Raw genomic sequence first — 20,404 nt, 5'->3', positions numbered from 1 at the left:
ATCAACTCTTATTTTGTAGCTTCATTGTTCTTCATAATCGGACTGATATCAAATAATCGGGATACGGAATCGAGGAACTCCTCGTCATCATATTCCGCAGCATTACGTAATTTTTTGGTAGGCTCCGCCAGTATCTTATTGGTTATTGCACGAGTCAGGTCCACAAGCACCTTGCGCTCGAACTCACCCATGGTATGATAAGCGCTCAGCTTGTTGATAGCATGCTCCATCTCGGTCTCTCTTAACTTGTAGGAGTTGCTGTAAAGCTCTGAGATGATGACATCTGCTTTCTGGCGCTTGTACTGTGCACGAAGAAGTTCAAGTTCCTGTCCTACTATGACCTCAGCTTTCTTGGCCTCTTCCAGCCTCATCTGAAGGTTCTTCTCATTGATAACACGTAAACTGTCAATATTGCGAAGGATCACATGAGGAAGCTCCTCTACCAGGGGATCAATGTCTCTTGGACTTGCAATATCGATCAGAAGAAGTTCATTGTTGCGACCTTGCATTATTTTTTCCACGATACCCTTCTTCAGAACATAGTGCGGTGCAGAAGTCGCACTGATCACAACATCGGCAGCAGAAACATATTTCTCAAGCTGGTCGAACATGACAGCTTCACCTCCAAGCTCCACTGCAAGGTCTTTCGCTTTTGCATAGGTACGGTTGGCAATGTAGATCACATTCATGTCCCTGTGTGCAAGGGCCTTTGTGACAAGGGTACCCATTTCACCGGTGCCGATAACAAGGATATTTTTATCCTTCAGGCCATGCAGGATATCCTCTGCAAGGTCAACAGCTGCAGAAGCAATGGAAACTGCACCCCTGTTGATGAAGGTCTCAGTTCTTACTCTCTTGCCGACCTGTATAGCCTTGCTGAAAGCAGTATCCAGTGTCTTTCCTACAGTGCCGGTCTCTTTTGCTATCAGGAACAGGTCCTTGATCTGACCCAGTATCTGGTCCTCACCTATTATCATGGACTCAAGTCCGGAAGCAAGCCTTAGAAGATGTCTTAAGGATTCATCGTGATCATAGAACTCAACAATATTCGCTGAAACACCCATTTCCCTGGCAAAATGGAACAGGACACTGCTACCCTTTGGGGAAACAACATATATTTCCACACGGTTGCAGGTCTTGAGAACTGCACATTCATAAACAAGTTCATTTGAGTATAACTGATTAAGAACACCTTCAAGGTCCCCGTGCCAGGAATCTTCCATTTCCTCAATGGTCGCCTTGGCATGTGTAATGACCATACTGGATATTTCTGTCACAGTGAACCTCCACAATGAACGCGTATTAGATGTAGCATACCTTCATGAACACGAACATCGGACTTAAATCTAATGTAATATCCCATGATAATATCAACCTTTCTTGCTTATGTGCTCCTGAACTATATCATATGCTTTATTATACCCTTTTTCATATGAGATCTCAAGAGCATCCCATACAGACCTGTCCTCAAGTATCTCCCAGAGAATAGCTTTTCTTGCCTTCTGCTCTGTTATTTTCGATTTAAGGAGAGTTCTGATCTCATCCTGCAGTTTAATCATATCCCCATACTGAGGAGTAATAAACGTTTCGATTTTCCTGCGGGTGTACTTTGACATCGCAGGACTTGAACCGAATGTTGATATGCCAATTGTCAGTCCACCCCTTCTGATAACAGAAGGAATTACCACATCATCTGCCATATCCACACGATTTACCAATGCACCTGAAATACGGGCAAGTTCCACGATCCTGTCATTCAGTTCGACCATATTGGTCGCAGGGATCACAAGGAAAGCATCCGCCACGAGTTCTTTGAGCTTTTCGTCGGATACCGAGGTCAGGTCCATGGATATTAGTTCCACGGAAGATGATGATCCAAGATCCTGAAGCTCAGGAACAAAATCCACACTTACCACGACAGTTTGTGCATATTCCGAAAAGAGGGATGCTTTGCGAAGACCAACTGTGCCTCCACCGAATATCACCACTTTCTTATCACTCAGATCAATGAAAAGCGGCAGATAATTACGATCACCAGAATTTTCTGCCATTCACAACCTCACACCTGTCTTTTTGAATTCACGAACACTGTATAACAACTGATAATCAGTAATACCGGTAGCCCGGGAGATCTCGCTGGCAACATATTCACAGTCTTCCTTTGTATAGGAGTGAACCATTGTGAACAGGTTGTATGGCCAGTCCGGATAGCGTGGCCTTTCGTAACAATGTGTCACCTCGGAAAAACCTGCCATAACAGCACCGACCTCTTCGACAAGTTCATCAGGGACATTCCATGTACACATAGCATTTGCAGTGATACCAATTGCACGGTGACCGATGGATGCACCAAATCTTCGGATAAAACCGTTTTCCTGCAGTTTTTCTATCCTCCGGACAACTTCCTCCTCAGTAATGCCCAGCTCTTCAGCGATCATAGCAAACGGGGAATGGACAAAAGGTATGCCATCCTGAGTAAGCTTCAGAAGTCTGGTATCTAAATCATCCATGACAATATTATTATCAGAACTATTGCCAGAAGTATCATTTGACATCGAACTTCACCCCTATCTTAAAAAGGCGCTTTGTAGGCAGATCGATCAATGGACATCCGGTCTCTTTCCTGAGATCATTAATGATCTGTTCCAGTCGTTCCCTGTTTGCAGCAGATACCGTAAACCATATATTATAATCTGCCAGGCGTAAATAATTGTGTGAAACTTCCTGATGTTGATTGATAAGTTCTGCGATCTCATCGATCCTTGATTCGGGAGCTTTCAATGCAACAAGAGTACTTATGCCACCTACCCTCTTTGTGTTAATGACCGGACCGATCCTGCGCACTGCACCTTCTTCTTTCAGCCGTTCCATACGTTGCAGCAATTCCTCTTCAGAGATACCCAATTGGGCGCTCAGTTTTTCAAAAGGATGGACATCAAGCGGAAAATCCAGCTGGATCAGGTTAAGGATATCCTTATCAGTATCATCAAGTTGTATCATGCGAATGAACACCAAATGTTTTTTTAGCAGGTTCCTGAGTGCTATGCAGACTTCATGCTATCATTAGATTATAATGTTTTCCTGAATATAGAAGGACTTTAGTGAATATATGTGCCCTTTACCTGGGAACATATATACAATAAGGTTCTTCGGCCATGTAGTCCCCTGTGGCAGCATAAGCACGTGCACGACAGCCGCCACATACTCCTTTATAGCTACATTTACCGCACTTGCCACCCAGGCTGTCAAAATCTCTGAGATCATTGAACAATTTGGAATCTTCCCATATCTCCCTGAAGCTCTGCTCTTTTATGTTTCCTGCAACAACAGGAAGATATCCGCATGGCTGAACGTCGCCTGTGCTCGAAACAAAACAGAAGCTCGTACCTCCGAGACAACCGCGCGTCATGGCCTCATAACCATGGGTCTTTACTGAAACCTCGATACCTTCTTTCTTAGCACGCTGGCGCATTATCCTGAAATAATGAGGAGCACAGGTTGCCTTGAGCTGGATACTAACGTTCTTCTGCTGGTCATAGAACCAGTTCAGGACGCGTTCATATTCCACCGGAGGAATCTCCTCATCCTCAAGGTTCTTACCCCTGCCTGTAGGCACAAGCAGGAATATGTGAAGAGCTTCCGCGCCGATCTCGGTTGCCAGATCAAGTATTGCCGGGATCTCATCAATGTTCCTTTTTGTAATAGTGGTGTTGATCTGGAACCCAAGTCCTCCATGCTTAAGATATTCTATTCCTCGCATGGCACCCTCAAATGCGCCGGGAACTCCTCGGAAATCGTCATGTGTATTTGCAGTAGAACCATCGATACTGATGCTTACCCTCTGGACACCTGCATCCTTGAGCTTTTTCACGACTTCCTCATTAAGAAGGGTACCGTTTGTAGCCAGAGCTACACGAAGACCCTTTTCAGTGGCATATTCTGCAACTTCGAAAACATCAGCCCTGGTGAGAGGTTCCCCTCCAGTCAGGATAAGGATCGGATCACCCATTTCAGCGATCTCATCGACAAAGTGCTTTGCTTCATCAGTAGAGAGTTCACCTTCAGGTATCTCAGAGGTAGATGCGCCCCTGCAGTGGACACAGGAAAGATTGCAACCCCATGTAAGTTCCCATGCGATAAGTCTTGGAGGTTTTATCATATCAAACTGTTCTCCTTTATGCCCTATATATAATGTAAGAGTACAATAGAACATTCGTTCAATTTACTTAAATAGTATGGCAATATACTACACAAAACCCATATTAAACCGTGTCGTCAAGACGCGGGTAATACACAGGAGACCACACTTTTCCGGCAGCAAAGATCGATGCAGGGTGAACGGGCATGGCATTAGGAATACAGGCATTTCAGGCAGCTTTTGCCACCACATGGATAGTAATATTAGCATACATCGGATACCTGATCTACAACCGTTCAAAGATGGTTTCCATAATTCGGAAGATTAAAGGATAAAGGTGTTTACACATGGATAAAAAACGAAAGACTATCCTGACCACAATAGCAATAATAGCAGTGATAGCGATCGGATTCTGGGGCGTGGATGTCGAACAGGGATATTACATGGTATCCGACATCACAAATAACCCGCAGGAACATCTGAACAAGAAGATCAACACCATGGGCATTGTGAAGAATGGAACTCTTAACATTTCACCTGAAATGACCACCTTCACACTTATAGATGCAGAAGATGAGAACTTCGAGATAGACGTAAAATACACTGCAGACCTTCCTGCAAATCTGGCAGAAGGAAAAAGTATCAGCCTGACAGGAACAATGGTCTCAGATGATCTTATCGATGCAGAACAGATAGTCATGGGCTGTCCGTCAAAGTACTCCGAATAAACCAAAGGTCAAAAACAAGAAAATATTATTTCCATATACGAGGACATGCGATGAATATCGAAGAATGGGAAGAGTACCAGCTGATCACCGATGCAATGGAGGATATGATCAGCAGCATGGACGATTCATCACAGATGAAAGCAATAGTTGGCCACATTTGCAGATCAGGAGGGAAAATGGTCAGGCCGATCATGCTCATCCTTGCTTCCCGGATATGCGGCGGTGATCCAGATAGGAGTACCAATGCCGCCCTAGCTATCGAACTTATACATTCAGCATCCCTGATACATGACGATATCCTTGACGAAGGCATCATGAGAAGAGGTGTGGAATCCGCACATAAGAAGTTCGGACCTGCAGCCGCAATGCTTGCAGGGGACTACATGATCTCAAAATCCATAGAGCTGATCTCATCATACGATACCCCGGTGGTCAGGGAGTTCGGACGTGCAGGGATGGCAATGGCAGAGGGTGAAACCATTGACATAAAAAGCACTAACGGAACTTTTGAGGACAGCAACTATTTCGATTGCATAAATAAGAAAACAGCATCCCTTTTCGCTGCCAGTGCTGCCATGGGTGCATATATCGCAGATGCAGATGAAACAACAGCAGAACTCTTCAGGGACTATGGAGAAAAACTTGGCATAGCATACCAGATAGTCGATGACCTGCTGGAATACACAGAAACTTCCGAAGATAAAAGATCTTACCATGAATCTGTTTCCATTCTGCAAATATACCGGAAGGGTATGAAACGAGAGGAAGCTGTACAAAAAGCGACCAATGTAGCGATAGAGTATGTGGACATGGCAAAAAACATACTTGCAAATTTCGAGCCATCAGATGCAAAAGACAAACTTCTTAAGATCACGGACTATATCACCATCGAGATGATCCCGGAACTTTAAATTATGAAACCCAGGTGAAGATATGCGGGTATATGAAAAATCAGTAATCAAAGTAAATGCCAGTACAGAGAACGGCAAGGTTGTCCTGGACACAGAAGGACCCCTTGCAGCTGTCGCAAGTCCAGTTATCAAAAGGATCAATAAGATCTTCCAGGAAGAGAAACCTATCAGGACAGATGACGAGAACATCATATTTTCAACATGGGCACCACCAATACCCAGCACAGCCTTCAACCGGCTCATCAGTGCACAGATCGGGGCCATAATGAAGAAAAGGATCCCTGACCAGCTATCAATAGGAATTACTGATAAATGCCCTTACAACTGCATTCATTGTGGAGCTGCAGGAATAGTTGCCGATCCTGAGATGACGGTTGAGGAAATAAACAGGGTAGTTGGAGAAGCTATCGATCTGGGAGCATATTCCATTCAGTTCGATGGTGGCGAGACAATGCTCAGGAAAGACATTGTAGACATGGTTGCAAATGTCGATAAGACAAAAGCAATTGCCACCTGTTTTACATCCGGTTTCAGGCTTACACCGGAAAGAGCAAAAGATCTTAAGGACGCCGGTCTTTTTGCAACACACATCAGCATTGACAGCCCGTTCGAAAGCGAACATGACCGCGTTCGAGGAAGAGAAGGGGCCTACCAGAATGCAATGGAAGGGATCAGGAACAGTCTTGAATCCGGTATGCTGACAGATATGTTCGTAGTGGTATCTCCTGACAATATCGATGACCTTGAAGATTTCTATGGACTGGCAGAAAGCCTTGGGATGCATGAGATGTCCATATACGAAATCATAGCGGTTGGTAGATGGATCGACCGCGAAGATGAAACGATCAGTCAGAAGGATGTTGACAGGCTTGAGAAATTCCAGAAGGAAAAGAACAGGGCAACTGACGGCCCAAGGGTCACAGCATTCCCGTATTTCATGGGACCTGACCAGTTTGGCTGCTTTGCCGGAAGGAGATGGATCCACGTATCATCAGGTGGTGACGTCATGCCATGCGCATATACACCACTTGCCTTTGGAAATATAAGAGAGGATGGCCTCGAAGAAATATGGAAACGTATGGGTAAGCACAGTGCATACAAAGGTTCTGCAGAATACTGTATGATGCGCAACCCGGAATTCCGGAAAAAGTACATACACACGATCCCAAAGGATGCAATCGTACCCCTGAGGATCGATATTCAGGAATAAAACTGAATATTATATAAACAACTATCCCGGTTAAGGATCCTACTTTAAAAGTTCTGACATGCGAACAGTAACCACAATAGCTGTCAGAACTCTAGTTTTTTTAAATATTTTTCGCAGATAGGTAATGATAAATTATTAACAATACCACTATCAAAAAGGAAGAACCGAATAACTTATATGCATGTTTGATATAGGGGTGGGTAAATCACGCACTAAGTAAACATTATATCGACATATTGAGGATTTATATGGCCAAAGATAAGATATTATCCGAAATAAAAAAAGCTGAATTAAGTGCGGCCAAAATGGTGGAGGAAGGGCTCAAAAATAAGAACGAGCGCATTATTAATGCTCGTGCTGAAGCCAGAGAGATCATCAAAGAGGCAGAAGCTGATGCAACAAAATCAGCACAGAATGCACTTAGATCTGCTGAAGAAACAATAAAACAGGACACTGATACAGTCATCAGCAACGGTGTCCGTGATGCTGAAGCAATTACTGCAAATGCTGAAGCCAACATCCAGAAAGCCGTTGACAATTTAATCACCAATTTTGAGAGGGCAATACATGCTTAAGCCAAAAGAGATGAGTCGTGCCGTCATTGTTGGTCACAAGGACATCATGGAAGAAACAATTGAAGCTCTCTACAGCTGCAATCTATTCCACCTTGAAGACTACAATGAGGATGATTCCGGTCTCAAACTTGGCAGACCTTTCGAAAAAGCAGGTGCTTTATCTAAGAAGATTGTACAGTTAAGATCAATTTCATCTTTCCTTGGTGTCACTAGTTCAGATTCACCAAAGCAGAAAGAAAGCGCTGTATATCAGGACCTCGATTCCAAGCTTGATAAGCTGGATGCAGAAGTTACTGAGAAGACAGAACAGAGATCTGAGCTGGAAACCCGGTTAAAGGAAATTGAATCACTTAAAAAGGACCTTACACCGTTCTCTGCAATCCCGATCGATTTGGAATTATACCGCGACTATGAGAACATAGCAGTCTTTACAGGTACTGTCAAGGAAAATGTTGGCCCTGCTATCTCAAAGGTAACATCTGCCTATGAGATGGAGTATGACCAGAGCACCGGAACCGTAGCATTATTTGTCAAGAAAGAAGATGATTCAAAGGTTTCAGAAATTCTTTCAAATTTTGAATTCAGAGAACTCAGAGTACCTGAGCAATCCGGAAGTCCGCAAACTTTGATTGCAAAGATCGCAAGCGAAGAAGCAGACATTCAGAGAAGAATGGAATCTCTTGAAAGTGATATCGCATCTATCAAAGACAAATATTCAGAATTCATACTTGCCAGTGAAGAAGTGCTTTCTATTGAATCCCAAAAGGCAGAGGCACCAGTCAGGATCGCAACATCCGAACACACATTTGTGATAGATGGATGGATCCCTGAAGAAAATGTCTCTGAACTTGAAAGTATCATCAACACAGCAACAAACGGACGAGCCTTTGTATCAGTTCAGAAGATCGAGAAGAAGGATACAGACATCATCCCGATCGAATACAACAATCCAAAAGTAACAAGGCCATTCCAGGAAATAATGGACCTTTACGCACGTCCAAAATACAAGGAGATCGATCCAACTGCACTTATATTCATATCATTCCCACTCTTCTACGGAATGATCCTTGGTGATATCGGATACGCATTGATCCTACTGACACTTGCCATGGTGGTTAAGAAGGTCGTAAAGTCAGATGCTGTAAAGCCTTTGATGAACGTACTTATCTACTGTCAGATATCAACATTGATATTTGGTGTCCTTTATGGTGAATTCATGGGATTCCCTCTTGCAAGTCTTCACACCGACCACGGAACCATTGCGGGATTGATACCTGGATTTGAAACAGTAACACTTTTCACATCCCCAATCGCCGGAGAATTGGTAACATATCCGATCCACCGTACACACATGATCATGACAATGATCGCAGCAACAGCTCTTGTTGGTGTACTTCACATCAATTTCGGATATTTAGTTGGATTCGTAAACGAAAACAGAAAACACGGTTTTACTGCAGCCATGCTTGAAAAAGGCAGCTGGATGGTAGTAGAACTTGGTATCATACTTGCAGTACTTGGATATACAGGTACAGCACCTACAGAGATAATAGGTATCATAGTGTTCCTTATCGGATTCGTCATGCTTGTAAAAGGAGAAGGCGTAAAAGGACCTATAGAATTACCAGCACTTTTAAGTAATGCACTTTCCTACACTCGTTTAATTGCGGTAGGATTGTCATCTATCTATATTGCATCAACTGTTAACCTCATAGCTTTTGAGATGATATGGCCCCAGGGCGGTATCGTAGCAGCAGTAGGCGCAATATTAGTATTCATATTCGGACATGCTTTAAACACAGTCCTGAGTATAATAGCCCCCGGATTACATGCACTCAGGTTGCAGTATGTAGAATTCTTTGGTAAATTCTACGAAGGTGGCGGAAGAAAATACAACCCATTCGGATATATAAGAAAATACACGGAGGAATGAACAAATGGTAGACGCAGCAACAACAGCAACAATGATGGACCCAGCAGGATTAAAGGCAATCGGAGCAGGACTCGCAGTAGGACTTACAGGTATTGCATCCGGTCTTGCAGAGAGAGACATTGGATCAGCAGCAATCGGTGCAATGGCAGAGAACGAGAGCCTTTTCGGTAAGGGACTTATCCTTACTGTAATTCCAGAGACTATCGTCATTTTCGGACTTGTCGTCGCACTGCTTATCAGCTAAGTTAATTTGAGAGCATTTTTGCTCTTAAATTCTTTGAAGGTGTCAGAGCATGGGACTCGAAACAGTTATTAAAGATATTATGGATGCCGCGCAGGCGGAAGTGACCATGATCAATGCAGATGCAGATGCAGAAGTATCACAGATACTTGATGAAGCAAGGCAGACCGCAAAGAAGATCATGGGCGACCGCCTGGCAAAAGCAGAGGATGATATCGCAAGATTACGCCAACAGGAGACATCCAGCGCAAATCTGGAAGTCAAACGTACAATGCTTAATGCCCGCAAAGAAGTCCTTGACAAAGTATACAGCAATGCAGTAGAGTCTATTGTATCACTTCCTGAAGAGAAGCAGGAAGAGTTGTTAAAGGCCATCATCGAAGAGAATGAAGGCAGTGGCAGCAAAATATACTCAAACAAAGACTCTGAAGAACTTGTCAGAAAATTGTCTTCACTTGAATACGCCGGCAATATCAAATGTATTGGCGGAGTGGTCATTGAGAACGACGACGGAACAGTTCGTCTGGATTATACATACGACATAATCCTGAAGAATGTTAATGAGAAATCATTGAAACAAACATCTGATATCTTGTTCGGGTGATATCCAAATGCGGCTTTTGCAAAAATTCAGAGGAAAAAGTAGTCCGAAACAGGGCGGAAATGGAGGCTCTAACTACGCTTACGTGACTGCACGTGTTCGGGCAATGAAGAGCAATCTTCTTCCAAAGGAAACTTATCCCCGACTCATGAACATGGGTGTTGATGAAATCACCCGTTTCATCGAGGAGTCACAGTACAAACAAGATGTCGATGAGCTGGCAAGAGTATACGATGGAGTGGACTTGTTCGAGCACGCATTGAACAGGAACCTTGCAGTTACATTTACAAAGCTGATCAATATCTCTGAAGGAGAACTCAACTTTTTAATCTCCGAATATCTGAAAAATTACGATATATGGAGCATTAAGACTATCCTGCGTGGAAAGTACTGTGGTGCATCAGTAGAGGAGATAAACGACAGTATAGTTTCCGCCGGACAACTGTCTTATTCATTTTTGTCAAGCCTTGCAGAAAAAGAATCCCATGAAAGCATCATCGATGCTCTCAGCGGAACCGATTATTACCCGATCTTAAAAGGATATGATGGGACAAACCTCTCTGCTATTGAAAACCAGCTTGACAAGATGTACTATAGCAGCTTGTTCAATGCGATAGGAGATCCAAAATCCAAAGACAGTAAGCTGTTCTCAAAGTTCATCCGAACAGAGATCGACAGTAAGAACCTGAGCACTCTATTCAGGTTAAAGAATGCAGGTGTCGAAGAGGATGAAATTGCAGACCTGATCCTTGATGGTGGACTCAATATCAGTAAAAAAGAGATCGAAAGGCTATTGCCGCTTCCCTTTAGTGAATTTGTACAATCACTTGAGAAGTATCCATGTTGGGAAGACATTTCCGACGTTGTGGAACCTGAAATGGAATCATTGGTGGAGCTGGAAACTCAGCTCACAAAGCACAGCATCAAAACAGCTTCAAGCTTTTCACATGTGTACCCACTTTCCATCGTTCCTATTATGGATTACATCCTGAACAAAAAGAACGAGGTTAACAACTTGCGTATAATTATGCGTGGAAAAGCAGCAAATCTTGATGAAGAAATTATCAGGAACCAGTTGGTGATCTAATGGAATTAGCAGTAGTAGGTAACAGCGAGTTTGTTACAGGATTCAGGCTGGCTGGTGTCAAAAAGATATACGAAGCCAATGATGATAAACTGGAATCCATGGTTACAAAGGTTCTTGAGGATTCCAATGTCGGTATATTAGTCATGCATGGCGATGACCTTAACAAACTACCGGAAATTTTGAGAGACACTCTAAGTGAGTCTGTTGAGCCAACAGTCGTTACTCTCGGAGGAACTGGTGAAAGCTCAAACTTAAGGGAAAAGATAAAACAATCGGTAGGTGTAGATCTGTGGAAGTAAATGGTGAAATTTATCGTGTGGCAGGACCGGTCGTCACAATTATAGGTATTAAACCAAAAATGTACGATGTGGTCAAGGTAGGTCACGAAGGACTGATGGGCGAAGTCATCAGGATCGAAGGCGAAAAAGCCACTGTTCAGGTATATGAGGATACATCCGGTATCAAACCGGGAGAACCTGTAGTGAACACTGGTATGCCTTTATCCGTGGAACTTGGACCCGGATTATTAGAAAGTATTTATGATGGTATTCAGAGACCTCTCCAGGTGTTGCAGGAAAAGATGGGCAACTTCATTGAGAGAGGAGTAACTGCAAACGGACTTAGCCGTGAAAAGACATGGGAGTTCAAGCCAACTGTAAGCAAAGGCGATACTGTGGAAGGTGGAAATGTGATCGGTGTTGTTCAGGAAACAGCAAACATCGAGCACAAGATCATGGTCCCACCAACAGTATCAGGTACAATCGAAGAGATCAAGAGCGGAAGCTTCAAGGTCGACGAAACTGTATGTGTGCTTACTGATGGAACCGAGCTTTCAATGATGCAGAAGTGGCCGGTACGAGCACCACGCCCTGTAGCTAAAAAGCTCATGCCAACCAAGCCACTGATCACAGGTCAGAGGATCCTTGACGGTATGTTCCCTGTCGCAAAAGGCGGTACCGCTGCAATTCCAGGTCCTTTCGGATCAGGAAAGACAGTTACACAACAGCAGCTCGCAAAATGGAGTGACACAGATATTGTGGTCTACATTGGTTGTGGAGAGCGCGGTAATGAGATGGCTGAGGTACTTAACGAGTTCCCTGAGCTCGAAGATCCAAAGACCGGCCGTCCACTCATGGAGAGGACAGTTCTTATCGCAAACACATCCAACATGCCTGTAGCTGCCCGTGAAGCTTCTGTTTACACCGGAATCACAATTGCAGAATATTACAGAGACATGGGATACGACGTATCACTCATGGCTGACTCAAGCTCAAGATGGGCAGAAGCAATGAGAGAGATCTCATCAAGGCTTGAAGAGATGCCCGGAGAAGAAGGTTATCCAGCATACCTTTCAGCAAGGCTTTCTGAATTCTATGAGCGTGCAGGTTCTGTAAGATCACTTGCAGACCTTGAAGGTTCAATCACAGTTATTGGTGCAGTATCACCACCTGGTGGTGACTTCTCTGAGCCTGTCACACAGAACACACTTCGTATTGTAAAAGTATTCTGGGCTCTTGACGCAAAGCTCTCACAGAGAAGACACTTCCCATCCATTAACTGGCTGACAAGTTACAGTCTGTACACACAGACACTTGAAGGCTGGTTCGGAGAGAACGTGGCATCTGACTGGACTCAGCTTAGGAATAATGCAATGGACCTTTTGCAGCAGGAATCCGAACTTCAGGAGATCGTGCAGCTCGTCGGTTCAGATGCACTTCCGGAAGACCAGCAGCTTACACTTGAGATCGCACGTATGGTAAGGGAATACTTCCTCCAGCAGAATGCATACCACCCTGTTGACACATACTGTCCGTTTGACAAGCAGTACAAGCTTCTCAAATCTATCACAAAATACGGTGAGATGGCAATAGCTGCACTTGACTCAGGAATCCCAATGAACAAGATCATCTCCATTGAATCAAAGGATGAGCTTGCAAAGGTCAAGTTCGAAGAAGATTTCGACGGAGAACTTGAAAAAGTCATGGCAAAGATGGATGAAGAATTTGCTCAGCTCGGAGGCAACTGAACATGACCAAAGAATACAAAACGATCGTAGAGGTTTCCGGACCTCTTATCTTCCTTGAGAAGACAGAACCTGTAGGTTACAATGAACTTGTCCACATCAACCTGCCAGACGGAACCACCAAGAGAGGTCAGGTTCTTGACACATCTGCAAATATGGTAGTTGTTCAGGTTTTCGAAGGTACAGGCGGACTCAATGAGGAATCCGGTGTTGTCTTCACTGGCGAGACCATCAAGCTTCCGGTATCAAAAGACATGCTTGGAAGGATACTCTCCGGATCAGGTGAACCACTCGATGGCGGACCACGCATCGTCCCTGACGAGAAAGTGGACATCAATGGTGCATCAATGAACCCATATTCCAGGATGCCACCAGAGGACTTTATCCAGACAGGTATTTCCACAATCGATGGTACAAACAGTCTTGTAAGAGGACAGAAACTTCCTATTTTCTCCGGATCAGGTCTGCCACACAACGAGATCGCACTTCAGATCGCAAGGCAGGCAAAGGTTCCTGGAAGCGACGAAGATTTCGCAGTAGTTTTCGCTGCAATGGGTATCACCAATGAAGAAGCACAGTACTTCATGGAGGATTTCGAGAAGACAGGTGCTCTTGAAAGGGCTGTTGTTTTCCTTAACCTTGCAGATGACCCTGCTGTCGAGCGTATCACTACTCCAAGGATGGCACTTACAGCTGCAGAATACCTTGCTTACGAGCATGACATGCACGTACTCGTTATCCTGACAGATATCACAAACTACTGTGAAGCACTCCGTCAGATGGGTGCAGCAAGAGAAGAGGTTCCAGGAAGACGTGGTTACCCAGGTTACATGTACACTGACCTTGCATCCCTCTATGAGAGAGCAGGTGTTATCAAAGGCCTTAAGGGATCTGTTACCCAGTTCTCTATCCTTACAATGCCTGGTGACGATATCACACACCCGATCCCTGACCTTTCCGGTTACATCACCGAAGGACAGATCGTAGTTTCCCGTGAACTTCACAGGAAGGGTATCTACCCACCGATCAATGTATTGCCATCACTTTCCCGTCTTATGAACTCCGGTATCGGAGACGGAAAAACAAGGGAAGACCACAAGGCAGTATCTGACCAGATGTATGCAGCATACGCAGAAGGCCGTGACCTTCGTGGACTTGTTGCTATCGTCGGTAAGGAAGCACTGTCTGAAAGAGACAGGACCATCCTTGAGTTCGCAGATCTGTTCGAAGACAGGTTTGTACGTCAGAGCAGAGATGAGGACCGTTCCATCGATGACACACTTAGAATCGCATGGGAGATCCTTTCAGAAATGCCTGAAGCACAGCTTTCAAGGATCGATAACAAGTACATTGAAAAGTACCACCCTGCTCACAAGACCAGCGAGTGATGCTGTAGCGAGGGATCTATAATGGGCGCAAAAGACGTTAAACCAACTCGATCAGAACTCATTGAGCTGAAGAAGAAGATCAAGCTCTCAGAAGGTGGCCACAAGCTGCTGAAAATGAAGAGAGACGGCCTTATCCTTGAGTTCTTTGATATCTTAAGCAAAGCAAAGGATGTTCGCTCTGAGTTGGATGCTGCCTATGAAAAGGCCAATGAGAAGATCGGTATTGCAGAATCTGTGGAAGGCAGAATAACTGTCAAATCCACAGCATTTGCAATGAAAGATGCACCACAGATCGAGCTCGAAAGCCACAACATCATGGGTGTAGTAGTGCCAAAGATCGAATCCTCAAGTGTGCGTAAACCCATAAACAAGCGCGGATACGGAATTCTTGGAACAAGCTCTTACATTGACGAAGCCGTCGATTCATATGAAGTTCTGGTTGAGAAGATCATTCTGGCAGCAGAGATCGAGACGACCATGAAGAAGCTTCTCGATGATATCGAAAAGACAAAGAGGCGTGTTAATGCACTTGAGTTCAAGGTAATACCTGAACTGAAGGAATCCATGAGCTTCATCAGTCTCCGTCTTGAAGAAATGGAAAGAGAAAATACATTCCGCTTGAAGAGGATCAAAGCATAAGGCTTTCTCATGCAGCAGAAATCCTCTGATCGGCCAAATATGGCCGACAGACTTTTTTTTATTTTAACCCAGCCTGAGAATCTGGCTCGTATATTGAGATGGGCATGGATAGTTTCACTTGGTATGCTGGTTCTGGGCTATCTTTTAATTTATTTTAACATAAGATCTTACCTTAACCTGTAAAGCTATAAGCCACAGAAATAGGAAAGTCATCATCATAATAATCAGTAAGCCTTAAATAAAAATCAAACATATAATAAGCAGAGCTATGCGAATTTAAAAGATCGTGCATCATCTGAGGATTATAAGGCTTATATTCAAGCTAACAGGACCCGAAGAGCAATTTTATCGATCTCAAAAGTTGGTCTGCAATGAGTGAATTACAGTGGGGAAATGAAAAAGCAAAGGGAGAAACAAACCCCTTTGAAACAGATACTACAGCGGGAGCTGTGTTTCTGGAAAACACAACTCTAACTCCAATAAGTGGCCAAAGTGATCAGAATATCGGGACCATTGCAGACGAAACGATACGTATAAATCCTGTAGGTCAACAGGATCCCGAACAACCAGTTTCAATTATAGATGGTATTGATGATTGGAATCCTGAAAATATCAATACTAAAGCAATGAATGCATTTTATCTCAAAAAAGAAACTGAAAAAAGAACAGGAGCAAGAAAGAAATCTTTGCCCTTGTTCGAGCCGGACCTACCTGCAGAAGATGATAATAACAACTCCTTTTTAGCATATCAAGATCAATTGAACTCCAATAATGAACCAGAACAACAACTTCAGGAGCATGAAAAGGACCTTTTTGAAACTATCCAGGGACCTACAATACCTTCTACGTTCACACCACAAAACCCCATTGTTCAAAGCTCAGAGGGTGAAAAAAATGACCAGAACTCAGGAAGACCATTGTACCCACCAACCACACCTTATATGGAAATAGTGAATGTAAATGAACAAACGTTAGAAAACAAAGAGATCCGGAACAATAACGTTCTTCTAACACTGATCAAAAACACGTTCAAAAGATTAACTCACAAGAAAAAACTTATTGATCGAATGGAGGAGTGGCAACCACTTGAAATGGAGGAAAGTGCAGAAGAGTTCATACCCTCTACAACAAAGAGTGGTATCCCCATCATTCCTGAAAGGAACATAACTGCCGAGCATAAAAATATAAAAAATGCTACTGTAGAAACTGCTACATTAGAAGAGATAAGGAAAGTAATACCCATTGATCCTGAAAATGTAGACAGCGAATCAAAACAAAAGTCTGCAGAAGTCCAGGACGAGAATATACCATCAGAAGTACCAACAAAAACAGTGGGTTCAGGACAAACAGATATAACAGCAGCATCTGCTCCAGACACCAGTTCCAGCTACTCACCCGAAGAGATACAGAAAATAAAAGAGGAACTTGCTGATTCAAAGAAAGGTAATGAAGATCTTGGGAAAGACATCAGAGAGCTTACAGGCAATATAAGCAATCTGGAAAGCTCAATGGATTCCATGAAAAGAGATGGGGAGAACTTCAATTCTATCGCCAATATAAGAATCGAAGAATCTGCAAAAAAAATAGAATTCCTGGAAGAACGTCTCACTGAGTTTGAAGTTACACTGGAGAACATCCACACTGATAATGCTGAGCTCAGGACCGGACTCAACACCATTGAGCAGAATATTACAGAAATTGCAGGCTCTTACAGCATCATACTAAAACAGATACAGAAACTCACAGAATTCGGCAATTCAAGATCTGCAGAGATATTTGAGGCGAATCAGAGAATCGACAAACTGGACCAGACCCTCCTTGCAATTAATAACATTCAGGAAGAATCACAAAAAAGCATACTTGAACTCCGCTCGGTCACCGCTGATCTGATAAGAAGTGTGGAAAAAACACACAATGACAACAGAAAACTCAGGGCTGAAAGTGAACAGCAAGACCAGCTGATCAAAGATGAACTTCTTTCACTGACAGATTTTGTAGAAAAGGAATTTAAGAACCTCGGAGGAAGAAGCTATCGTGCCAATGGGGAGAATATCCAGCTGAACAATCTGATCAAGAATTCCACCAATATGAAGCTCTGTATGGAATGGCTTGAATTCCTTATGGAACTTGTTGGAAGAAACCATCTAGAAGATATACTTTCCTACTATGAGGAGCTCGGATGGATCAGCGAAGATGTCAAACTTGAACTAATGCTATATGCAGAAGGAATTGATTATTACATTGAAAAGGCAGACTGGAAACTGGCACCCGACGACCACGTGAAATCCATCTGGTTCATTGAACAACTTGCCGGGCTTAAAGTCGATAAGAACCGGTTGTCCATAGTCGAGAAAAATATCAAAAAAGTTAAGAATGGAACAGAGATATATGGAATATAAGATCCATTAATCTGGAAATGTCTCATAAAGGAACGATGAAGAATATGACAAGACCTAATTTGTTTAAAAGAAAACTTCGAGGAAATGACGAAGGACAGGTAACAATCGATTACCTTATGGGAATTACCATCTTCATTGTTGCACTATTCTTCATATTCCAGTATTCAGCAGGGCTATTTACACCATTCCAGTCCAATTCTGATGAGGTAACACTTGTTGCTGACCGTGTTGCTACTTCTATCACTGAGAAGGAGATCAGTGCGGGGGACATCAGGACACCGAATCTTATTGATGAAGACAAGACCAATGATTACTTTGATAACAAGTTATCAGATAATGGCTATTATACCGAAATTGAGAATCTGGGTATGAGAGGAGAATACCATCGATATGATCTTAATGTGACATTAGAGAACAGTACAGACATACGAATGGCAGGAAAACCACTTCCACTTTCTGACAACATTGGCCAAACCAAACGCATTGTACTTATTGAAGATTCAGATACTGGCGAGACTGAAACAGCCATACTATCAGTGAGGGTGTGGTAAGATGAGGGGGGTAAAAATAGTTGAGATTAGAAATAGTCAGAGTGCACAAATGCATACTCTTGAAGCCATAATGGCTGCAACTATAATGGTAGTTATAATTCTATTCGCAGTTCAGGCAACATCGCTCACTCCACTTACCTCATCAACAGCAAATGCCCATATTGAATCCCAGATGTACATGATGGGTCAGGATATGTTAACTGCACTCGACTATGCACCACATGGACAGAGCTCTGCCCTGAAAGATGCGATTATCAACTGGAATGGGGAACCATATGTCTGGAACGGTACAAATTACCAGTCCGATTATAATAAAAATAATTCACTTAATGGACCCATAGTAGATATGCTGGAACTTGTTGTGGTGAAAAATGGTATAGCTCACAATGTAGAATTCACATATAGTACTGTTTCAGAATTTGATGGCTATTCCGAATATCAACAAAAATTAGATAATTATTATATTTACAACGGCGATCCCTCCGACAATGCCGTAATTATCTCAAGGAAGGTTTTGCTTTCCGATTCTGATGTTAAAACTACTACTAAAATACCAGATATTGATGATACAACTGCGTTATACAATATTGTAGATGTGAAACTTACTTTGTGGCGTATGTAAAATAAATAAGAGATGTTACCATGAGAAAGTTCGATGATTCTGCACAATTGCTGTTACTTGCTGCATTTGCCATAGGATTCACTTTAGTCATATCGACCATAATGTTAAACAATATTATCTATGCGAGCAACATGGCATCGGAGTCTAGCAGCGACATTAGCAATTATGAGATTTCCAACATTGCTCAGATGACAGATGAAGCAACAAGGGCTGCTTACTACAATGCCACGATTAATGATTCATTCAATGAAAATATGTTTACAAAAAATATGGACAGCTATGCAAATGAGATATCGACGATATACGCATTCCGCGGTCTTTCTTTATCCTTCGATGACAGCAACCTCAATGATGCATATTTTACAGAAAATGGGCTGTATGGTGGCAACTCAGACTGGATTGTTGTTAAAAATGTAAATCAAACAGATATATTTACCATAACACTAACAAACACATCAAAACTTGGAAATGCATCAAATGCATATGAAGTGCAGGCAATAAACCAATCCAACATACCCATCTGGACTATGAAGATATACAATGATAGTGCCAATATCAATATAACTGTAAATGATCATACAGATTCAATGTCACCCAGCACAGATATGATTCTAAATGTAACTGGCAATTGGATAAATAGCCCTAGCGACACGAATTACTTCTATTTTACAACATCCACATCAGGAGAGATTTATAGCATCAAATTTGTGAACTCAAGCAATGCGATGGGATACTACGAAATCAATGGTGGACTTGCAGATGGAAGTACATTTGTTGAAGAAAGATACAAAGTTACAAATGCTACAATAAGTATCGCATCCAGTAATAACAAGATCAACGTGTCAATGCCTTTCACAATACCATGAGGATCGAACATGAAGCAGATATTCCATGACAATGAAGCTGTAGCAACCTCTGTTGGGTTCATACTTACGTTTTCAATAACAGTAATCACTTTTTTGCTTGTAATGAATGCATCCTACAATATGATGGACCAGGCAGAGCAAACAGTCATGAGAGAAGAATTTGAGATCCACGGAAATAACATTGCACTCCAGCTTACGGAAATGGAAACGCTGGTAAATAGCAGCACCACTGCAGGTGGAGAGGTTGATGAAATAAGGTACGAGATGCTATTGCCTTTGAAAGTGGCAAATGAATATTATTCGGTTGAATTTTCAAACTCTGAAAAAGAAATGATATTTGAATCTCATGGACGAGATGAAACAAGAGTCAAAATACCTTACGAAGCGAGAAATATTCAGGTAATGAACACTACTATAAGCAGTGCAAGTGTTGAACATGCCATGATCTACAATAGCACTTCGGATATGATAGAAATCCACTAATCAACTCAA

General features: G+C 42.8%; 23 protein-coding genes. 18 read left to right on the top strand and 5 right to left on the bottom strand.

The features are described from left to right. Positions 1-8: 8 nt before the first annotated feature. The 5 genes from hemA to ahbD all read right to left on the bottom strand — a co-directional run bounded on the left by hemA (position 9) and on the right by ahbD (position 4,159). The gene (gene hemA / locus ACR3I3_RS05445) at positions 9-1,277 is read right to left on the bottom strand and encodes a glutamyl-tRNA reductase (protein ID WP_440953538.1); all 1,269 of its coding nucleotides are present in this window, start codon (positions 1,275-1,277) and stop codon (positions 9-11) included. A 93-nt stretch (positions 1,278-1,370) separates the two neighbouring features. Next, a complete protein-coding gene (locus ACR3I3_RS05440) occupies positions 1,371-2,051 on the bottom strand; it encodes a precorrin-2 dehydrogenase/sirohydrochlorin ferrochelatase family protein (protein ID WP_440953537.1) in 681 nt (226 codons plus the stop codon). Next, positions 2,052-2,510: a siroheme decarboxylase subunit beta gene (ahbB, locus tag ACR3I3_RS05435; protein ID WP_440953753.1), complete on the bottom strand. Its 459-nt coding sequence runs from the start codon at positions 2,508-2,510 to the stop codon at positions 2,052-2,054. A gap of 34 nt (positions 2,511-2,544) precedes the next feature. Continuing rightward, on the bottom strand, positions 2,545-3,000 hold the full coding sequence (gene ahbA, locus ACR3I3_RS05430) for a siroheme decarboxylase subunit alpha (protein ID WP_440953536.1): 456 nt from the start codon (positions 2,998-3,000) through the stop codon (positions 2,545-2,547). 118 nt (positions 3,001-3,118) lie between these two features. After that, positions 3,119-4,159 carry a heme b synthase gene (ahbD, locus tag ACR3I3_RS05425; protein WP_440953535.1) on the bottom strand — a complete coding sequence of 347 codons (1,041 nt, stop codon included), beginning with the start codon at positions 4,157-4,159 and terminating at the stop codon, positions 3,119-3,121. Positions 4,160-4,344: 185 nt separating this feature from the next. On the opposite strand from ahbD, the gene ACR3I3_RS05420 reads away from it, so the two are divergent. The 18 genes from ACR3I3_RS05420 to ACR3I3_RS05335 all read left to right on the top strand — a co-directional run bounded on the left by ACR3I3_RS05420 (position 4,345) and on the right by ACR3I3_RS05335 (position 20,395). After that, complete coding sequence (locus ACR3I3_RS05420) at positions 4,345-4,473, top strand: hypothetical protein (RefSeq protein WP_440953534.1); 129 nt, start codon at positions 4,345-4,347, stop codon at positions 4,471-4,473. Positions 4,474-4,485: 12 nt separating this feature from the next. Beyond that, positions 4,486-4,866, top strand: a complete 381-nt coding sequence (locus ACR3I3_RS05415) for a cytochrome c maturation protein CcmE domain-containing protein (protein ID WP_440953533.1) — start codon at positions 4,486-4,488, stop codon at positions 4,864-4,866. A gap of 50 nt (positions 4,867-4,916) precedes the next feature. Next, positions 4,917-5,777: a polyprenyl synthetase family protein gene (locus ACR3I3_RS05410; protein WP_440953532.1), complete on the top strand. Its 861-nt coding sequence runs from the start codon at positions 4,917-4,919 to the stop codon at positions 5,775-5,777. Positions 5,778-5,799: 22 nt separating this feature from the next. Continuing rightward, complete coding sequence (locus ACR3I3_RS05405) at positions 5,800-6,987, top strand: radical SAM protein (RefSeq protein ID WP_440953531.1); 1,188 nt, start codon at positions 5,800-5,802, stop codon at positions 6,985-6,987. A gap of 248 nt (positions 6,988-7,235) precedes the next feature. Beyond that, on the top strand, positions 7,236-7,562 hold the full coding sequence (ahaH, locus tag ACR3I3_RS05400; protein ID WP_440953530.1) for an ATP synthase archaeal subunit H: 327 nt from the start codon (positions 7,236-7,238) through the stop codon (positions 7,560-7,562). Continuing rightward, positions 7,555-9,495 carry a V-type ATP synthase subunit I gene (locus ACR3I3_RS05395; protein WP_440953529.1) on the top strand — a complete coding sequence of 647 codons (1,941 nt, stop codon included), beginning with the start codon at positions 7,555-7,557 and terminating at the stop codon, positions 9,493-9,495. Before ahaH ends, ACR3I3_RS05395 begins: the two co-directional genes overlap by 8 nt. A 4-nt stretch (positions 9,496-9,499) precedes the next feature. After that, on the top strand, positions 9,500-9,739 hold the full coding sequence (locus ACR3I3_RS05390; protein WP_440953528.1) for a V-type ATP synthase subunit K: 240 nt from the start codon (positions 9,500-9,502) through the stop codon (positions 9,737-9,739). 49 nt (positions 9,740-9,788) lie between these two features. Continuing rightward, complete coding sequence (locus ACR3I3_RS05385) at positions 9,789-10,340, top strand: V-type ATP synthase subunit E (protein ID WP_440953527.1); 552 nt, start codon at positions 9,789-9,791, stop codon at positions 10,338-10,340. A 7-nt stretch (positions 10,341-10,347) separates the two neighbouring features. Next, a complete protein-coding gene (locus tag ACR3I3_RS05380) occupies positions 10,348-11,424 on the top strand; it encodes a V-type ATP synthase subunit C (protein ID WP_440953526.1) in 1,077 nt (358 codons plus the stop codon). Next, positions 11,424-11,723, top strand: a complete 300-nt coding sequence (locus tag ACR3I3_RS05375) for a V-type ATP synthase subunit F (RefSeq protein WP_440953525.1) — start codon at positions 11,424-11,426, stop codon at positions 11,721-11,723. The genes ACR3I3_RS05380 and ACR3I3_RS05375 overlap by 1 nt, the downstream gene beginning before the upstream one ends. Beyond that, the gene (locus tag ACR3I3_RS05370) at positions 11,714-13,450 is read left to right on the top strand and encodes an ATP synthase subunit A (protein ID WP_440953524.1); all 1,737 of its coding nucleotides are present in this window, start codon (positions 11,714-11,716) and stop codon (positions 13,448-13,450) included. Before ACR3I3_RS05375 ends, ACR3I3_RS05370 begins: the two co-directional genes overlap by 10 nt. 2 nt (positions 13,451-13,452) lie before the next feature. Then, the gene (locus tag ACR3I3_RS05365; protein WP_440953523.1) at positions 13,453-14,835 is read left to right on the top strand and encodes an ATP synthase subunit B; all 1,383 of its coding nucleotides are present in this window, start codon (positions 13,453-13,455) and stop codon (positions 14,833-14,835) included. Positions 14,836-14,856: 21 nt separating this feature from the next. Continuing rightward, on the top strand, positions 14,857-15,474 hold the full coding sequence (locus ACR3I3_RS05360) for a V-type ATP synthase subunit D (RefSeq protein ID WP_440953522.1): 618 nt from the start codon (positions 14,857-14,859) through the stop codon (positions 15,472-15,474). A gap of 371 nt (positions 15,475-15,845) precedes the next feature. Further along, positions 15,846-17,873, top strand: coding sequence for a FlaD/FlaE family flagellar protein (locus tag ACR3I3_RS05355; protein WP_440953521.1), 2,028 nt, complete (start codon positions 15,846-15,848; stop codon positions 17,871-17,873). Between the two features lie 17 nt (positions 17,874-17,890). Further along, the gene (locus ACR3I3_RS05350) at positions 17,891-18,424 is read left to right on the top strand and encodes a DUF7287 family protein (protein ID WP_440953520.1); all 534 of its coding nucleotides are present in this window, start codon (positions 17,891-17,893) and stop codon (positions 18,422-18,424) included. A gap of 1 nt (position 18,425) precedes the next feature. Continuing rightward, a complete protein-coding gene (locus tag ACR3I3_RS05345) occupies positions 18,426-19,046 on the top strand; it encodes a DUF7288 family protein (protein WP_440953519.1) in 621 nt (206 codons plus the stop codon). A gap of 20 nt (positions 19,047-19,066) precedes the next feature. Then, a complete protein-coding gene (locus ACR3I3_RS05340; protein ID WP_440953518.1) occupies positions 19,067-19,912 on the top strand; it encodes a hypothetical protein in 846 nt (281 codons plus the stop codon). Positions 19,913-19,921: 9 nt separating this feature from the next. Further along, positions 19,922-20,395 carry a DUF7266 family protein gene (locus tag ACR3I3_RS05335; RefSeq protein WP_440953517.1) on the top strand — a complete coding sequence of 158 codons (474 nt, stop codon included), beginning with the start codon at positions 19,922-19,924 and terminating at the stop codon, positions 20,393-20,395. The last annotated feature ends 9 nt before the right edge of the window (positions 20,396-20,404 follow it).

It is taken from the genome of Methanococcoides mangrovi (assembly GCF_052057775.1).
Lineage (GTDB): Archaea > Halobacteriota > Methanosarcinia > Methanosarcinales > Methanosarcinaceae > Methanococcoides.
The sequence above is the reverse complement of the archived record's forward strand: the minus strand, read 5'-3'. Positions and strand labels throughout refer to the sequence as shown.

Bases quoted from the DNA above. Each gene is read 5' to 3' on its own strand.
- ACR3I3_RS05440 (WP_440953537.1), bottom strand. From the start codon at position 2,051: ATGGCAGAAAATTCTGGTGATCGTAATTATCTGCCGCTTTTCATTGAT.
- ahbB (WP_440953753.1), bottom strand. From the start codon at position 2,510: ATGGATGATTTAGATACCAGACTTCTGAAGCTTACTCAGGATGGCATA.
- ahbA (WP_440953536.1), bottom strand. From the start codon at position 3,000: ATGATACAACTTGATGATACTGATAAGGATATCCTTAACCTGATCCAG.
- ahbD (WP_440953535.1), bottom strand. From the start codon at position 4,159: ATGATAAAACCTCCAAGACTTATCGCATGGGAACTTACATGGGGTTGC.
- ACR3I3_RS05420 (WP_440953534.1), top strand. From the start codon at position 4,345: ATGGCATTAGGAATACAGGCATTTCAGGCAGCTTTTGCCACCACATGG.
- ACR3I3_RS05415 (WP_440953533.1), top strand. From the start codon at position 4,486: ATGGATAAAAAACGAAAGACTATCCTGACCACAATAGCAATAATAGCA.
- ACR3I3_RS05410 (WP_440953532.1), top strand. From the start codon at position 4,917: ATGAATATCGAAGAATGGGAAGAGTACCAGCTGATCACCGATGCAATG.
- ACR3I3_RS05405 (WP_440953531.1), top strand. From the start codon at position 5,800: ATGCGGGTATATGAAAAATCAGTAATCAAAGTAAATGCCAGTACAGAG.
- ahaH (WP_440953530.1), top strand. From the start codon at position 7,236: ATGGCCAAAGATAAGATATTATCCGAAATAAAAAAAGCTGAATTAAGT.
- ACR3I3_RS05395 (WP_440953529.1), top strand. From the start codon at position 7,555: ATGCTTAAGCCAAAAGAGATGAGTCGTGCCGTCATTGTTGGTCACAAG.
- ACR3I3_RS05390 (WP_440953528.1), top strand. From the start codon at position 9,500: ATGGTAGACGCAGCAACAACAGCAACAATGATGGACCCAGCAGGATTA.
- ACR3I3_RS05385 (WP_440953527.1), top strand. From the start codon at position 9,789: ATGGGACTCGAAACAGTTATTAAAGATATTATGGATGCCGCGCAGGCG.
- ACR3I3_RS05380 (WP_440953526.1), top strand. From the start codon at position 10,348: ATGCGGCTTTTGCAAAAATTCAGAGGAAAAAGTAGTCCGAAACAGGGC.
- ACR3I3_RS05375 (WP_440953525.1), top strand. From the start codon at position 11,424: ATGGAATTAGCAGTAGTAGGTAACAGCGAGTTTGTTACAGGATTCAGG.
- ACR3I3_RS05365 (WP_440953523.1), top strand. From the start codon at position 13,453: ATGACCAAAGAATACAAAACGATCGTAGAGGTTTCCGGACCTCTTATC.
- ACR3I3_RS05360 (WP_440953522.1), top strand. From the start codon at position 14,857: ATGGGCGCAAAAGACGTTAAACCAACTCGATCAGAACTCATTGAGCTG.
- ACR3I3_RS05355 (WP_440953521.1), top strand. From the start codon at position 15,846: ATGAGTGAATTACAGTGGGGAAATGAAAAAGCAAAGGGAGAAACAAAC.
- ACR3I3_RS05350 (WP_440953520.1), top strand. From the start codon at position 17,891: ATGTCTCATAAAGGAACGATGAAGAATATGACAAGACCTAATTTGTTT.
- ACR3I3_RS05345 (WP_440953519.1), top strand. From the start codon at position 18,426: ATGAGGGGGGTAAAAATAGTTGAGATTAGAAATAGTCAGAGTGCACAA.
- ACR3I3_RS05340 (WP_440953518.1), top strand. From the start codon at position 19,067: ATGAGAAAGTTCGATGATTCTGCACAATTGCTGTTACTTGCTGCATTT.
- ACR3I3_RS05335 (WP_440953517.1), top strand. From the start codon at position 19,922: ATGAAGCAGATATTCCATGACAATGAAGCTGTAGCAACCTCTGTTGGG.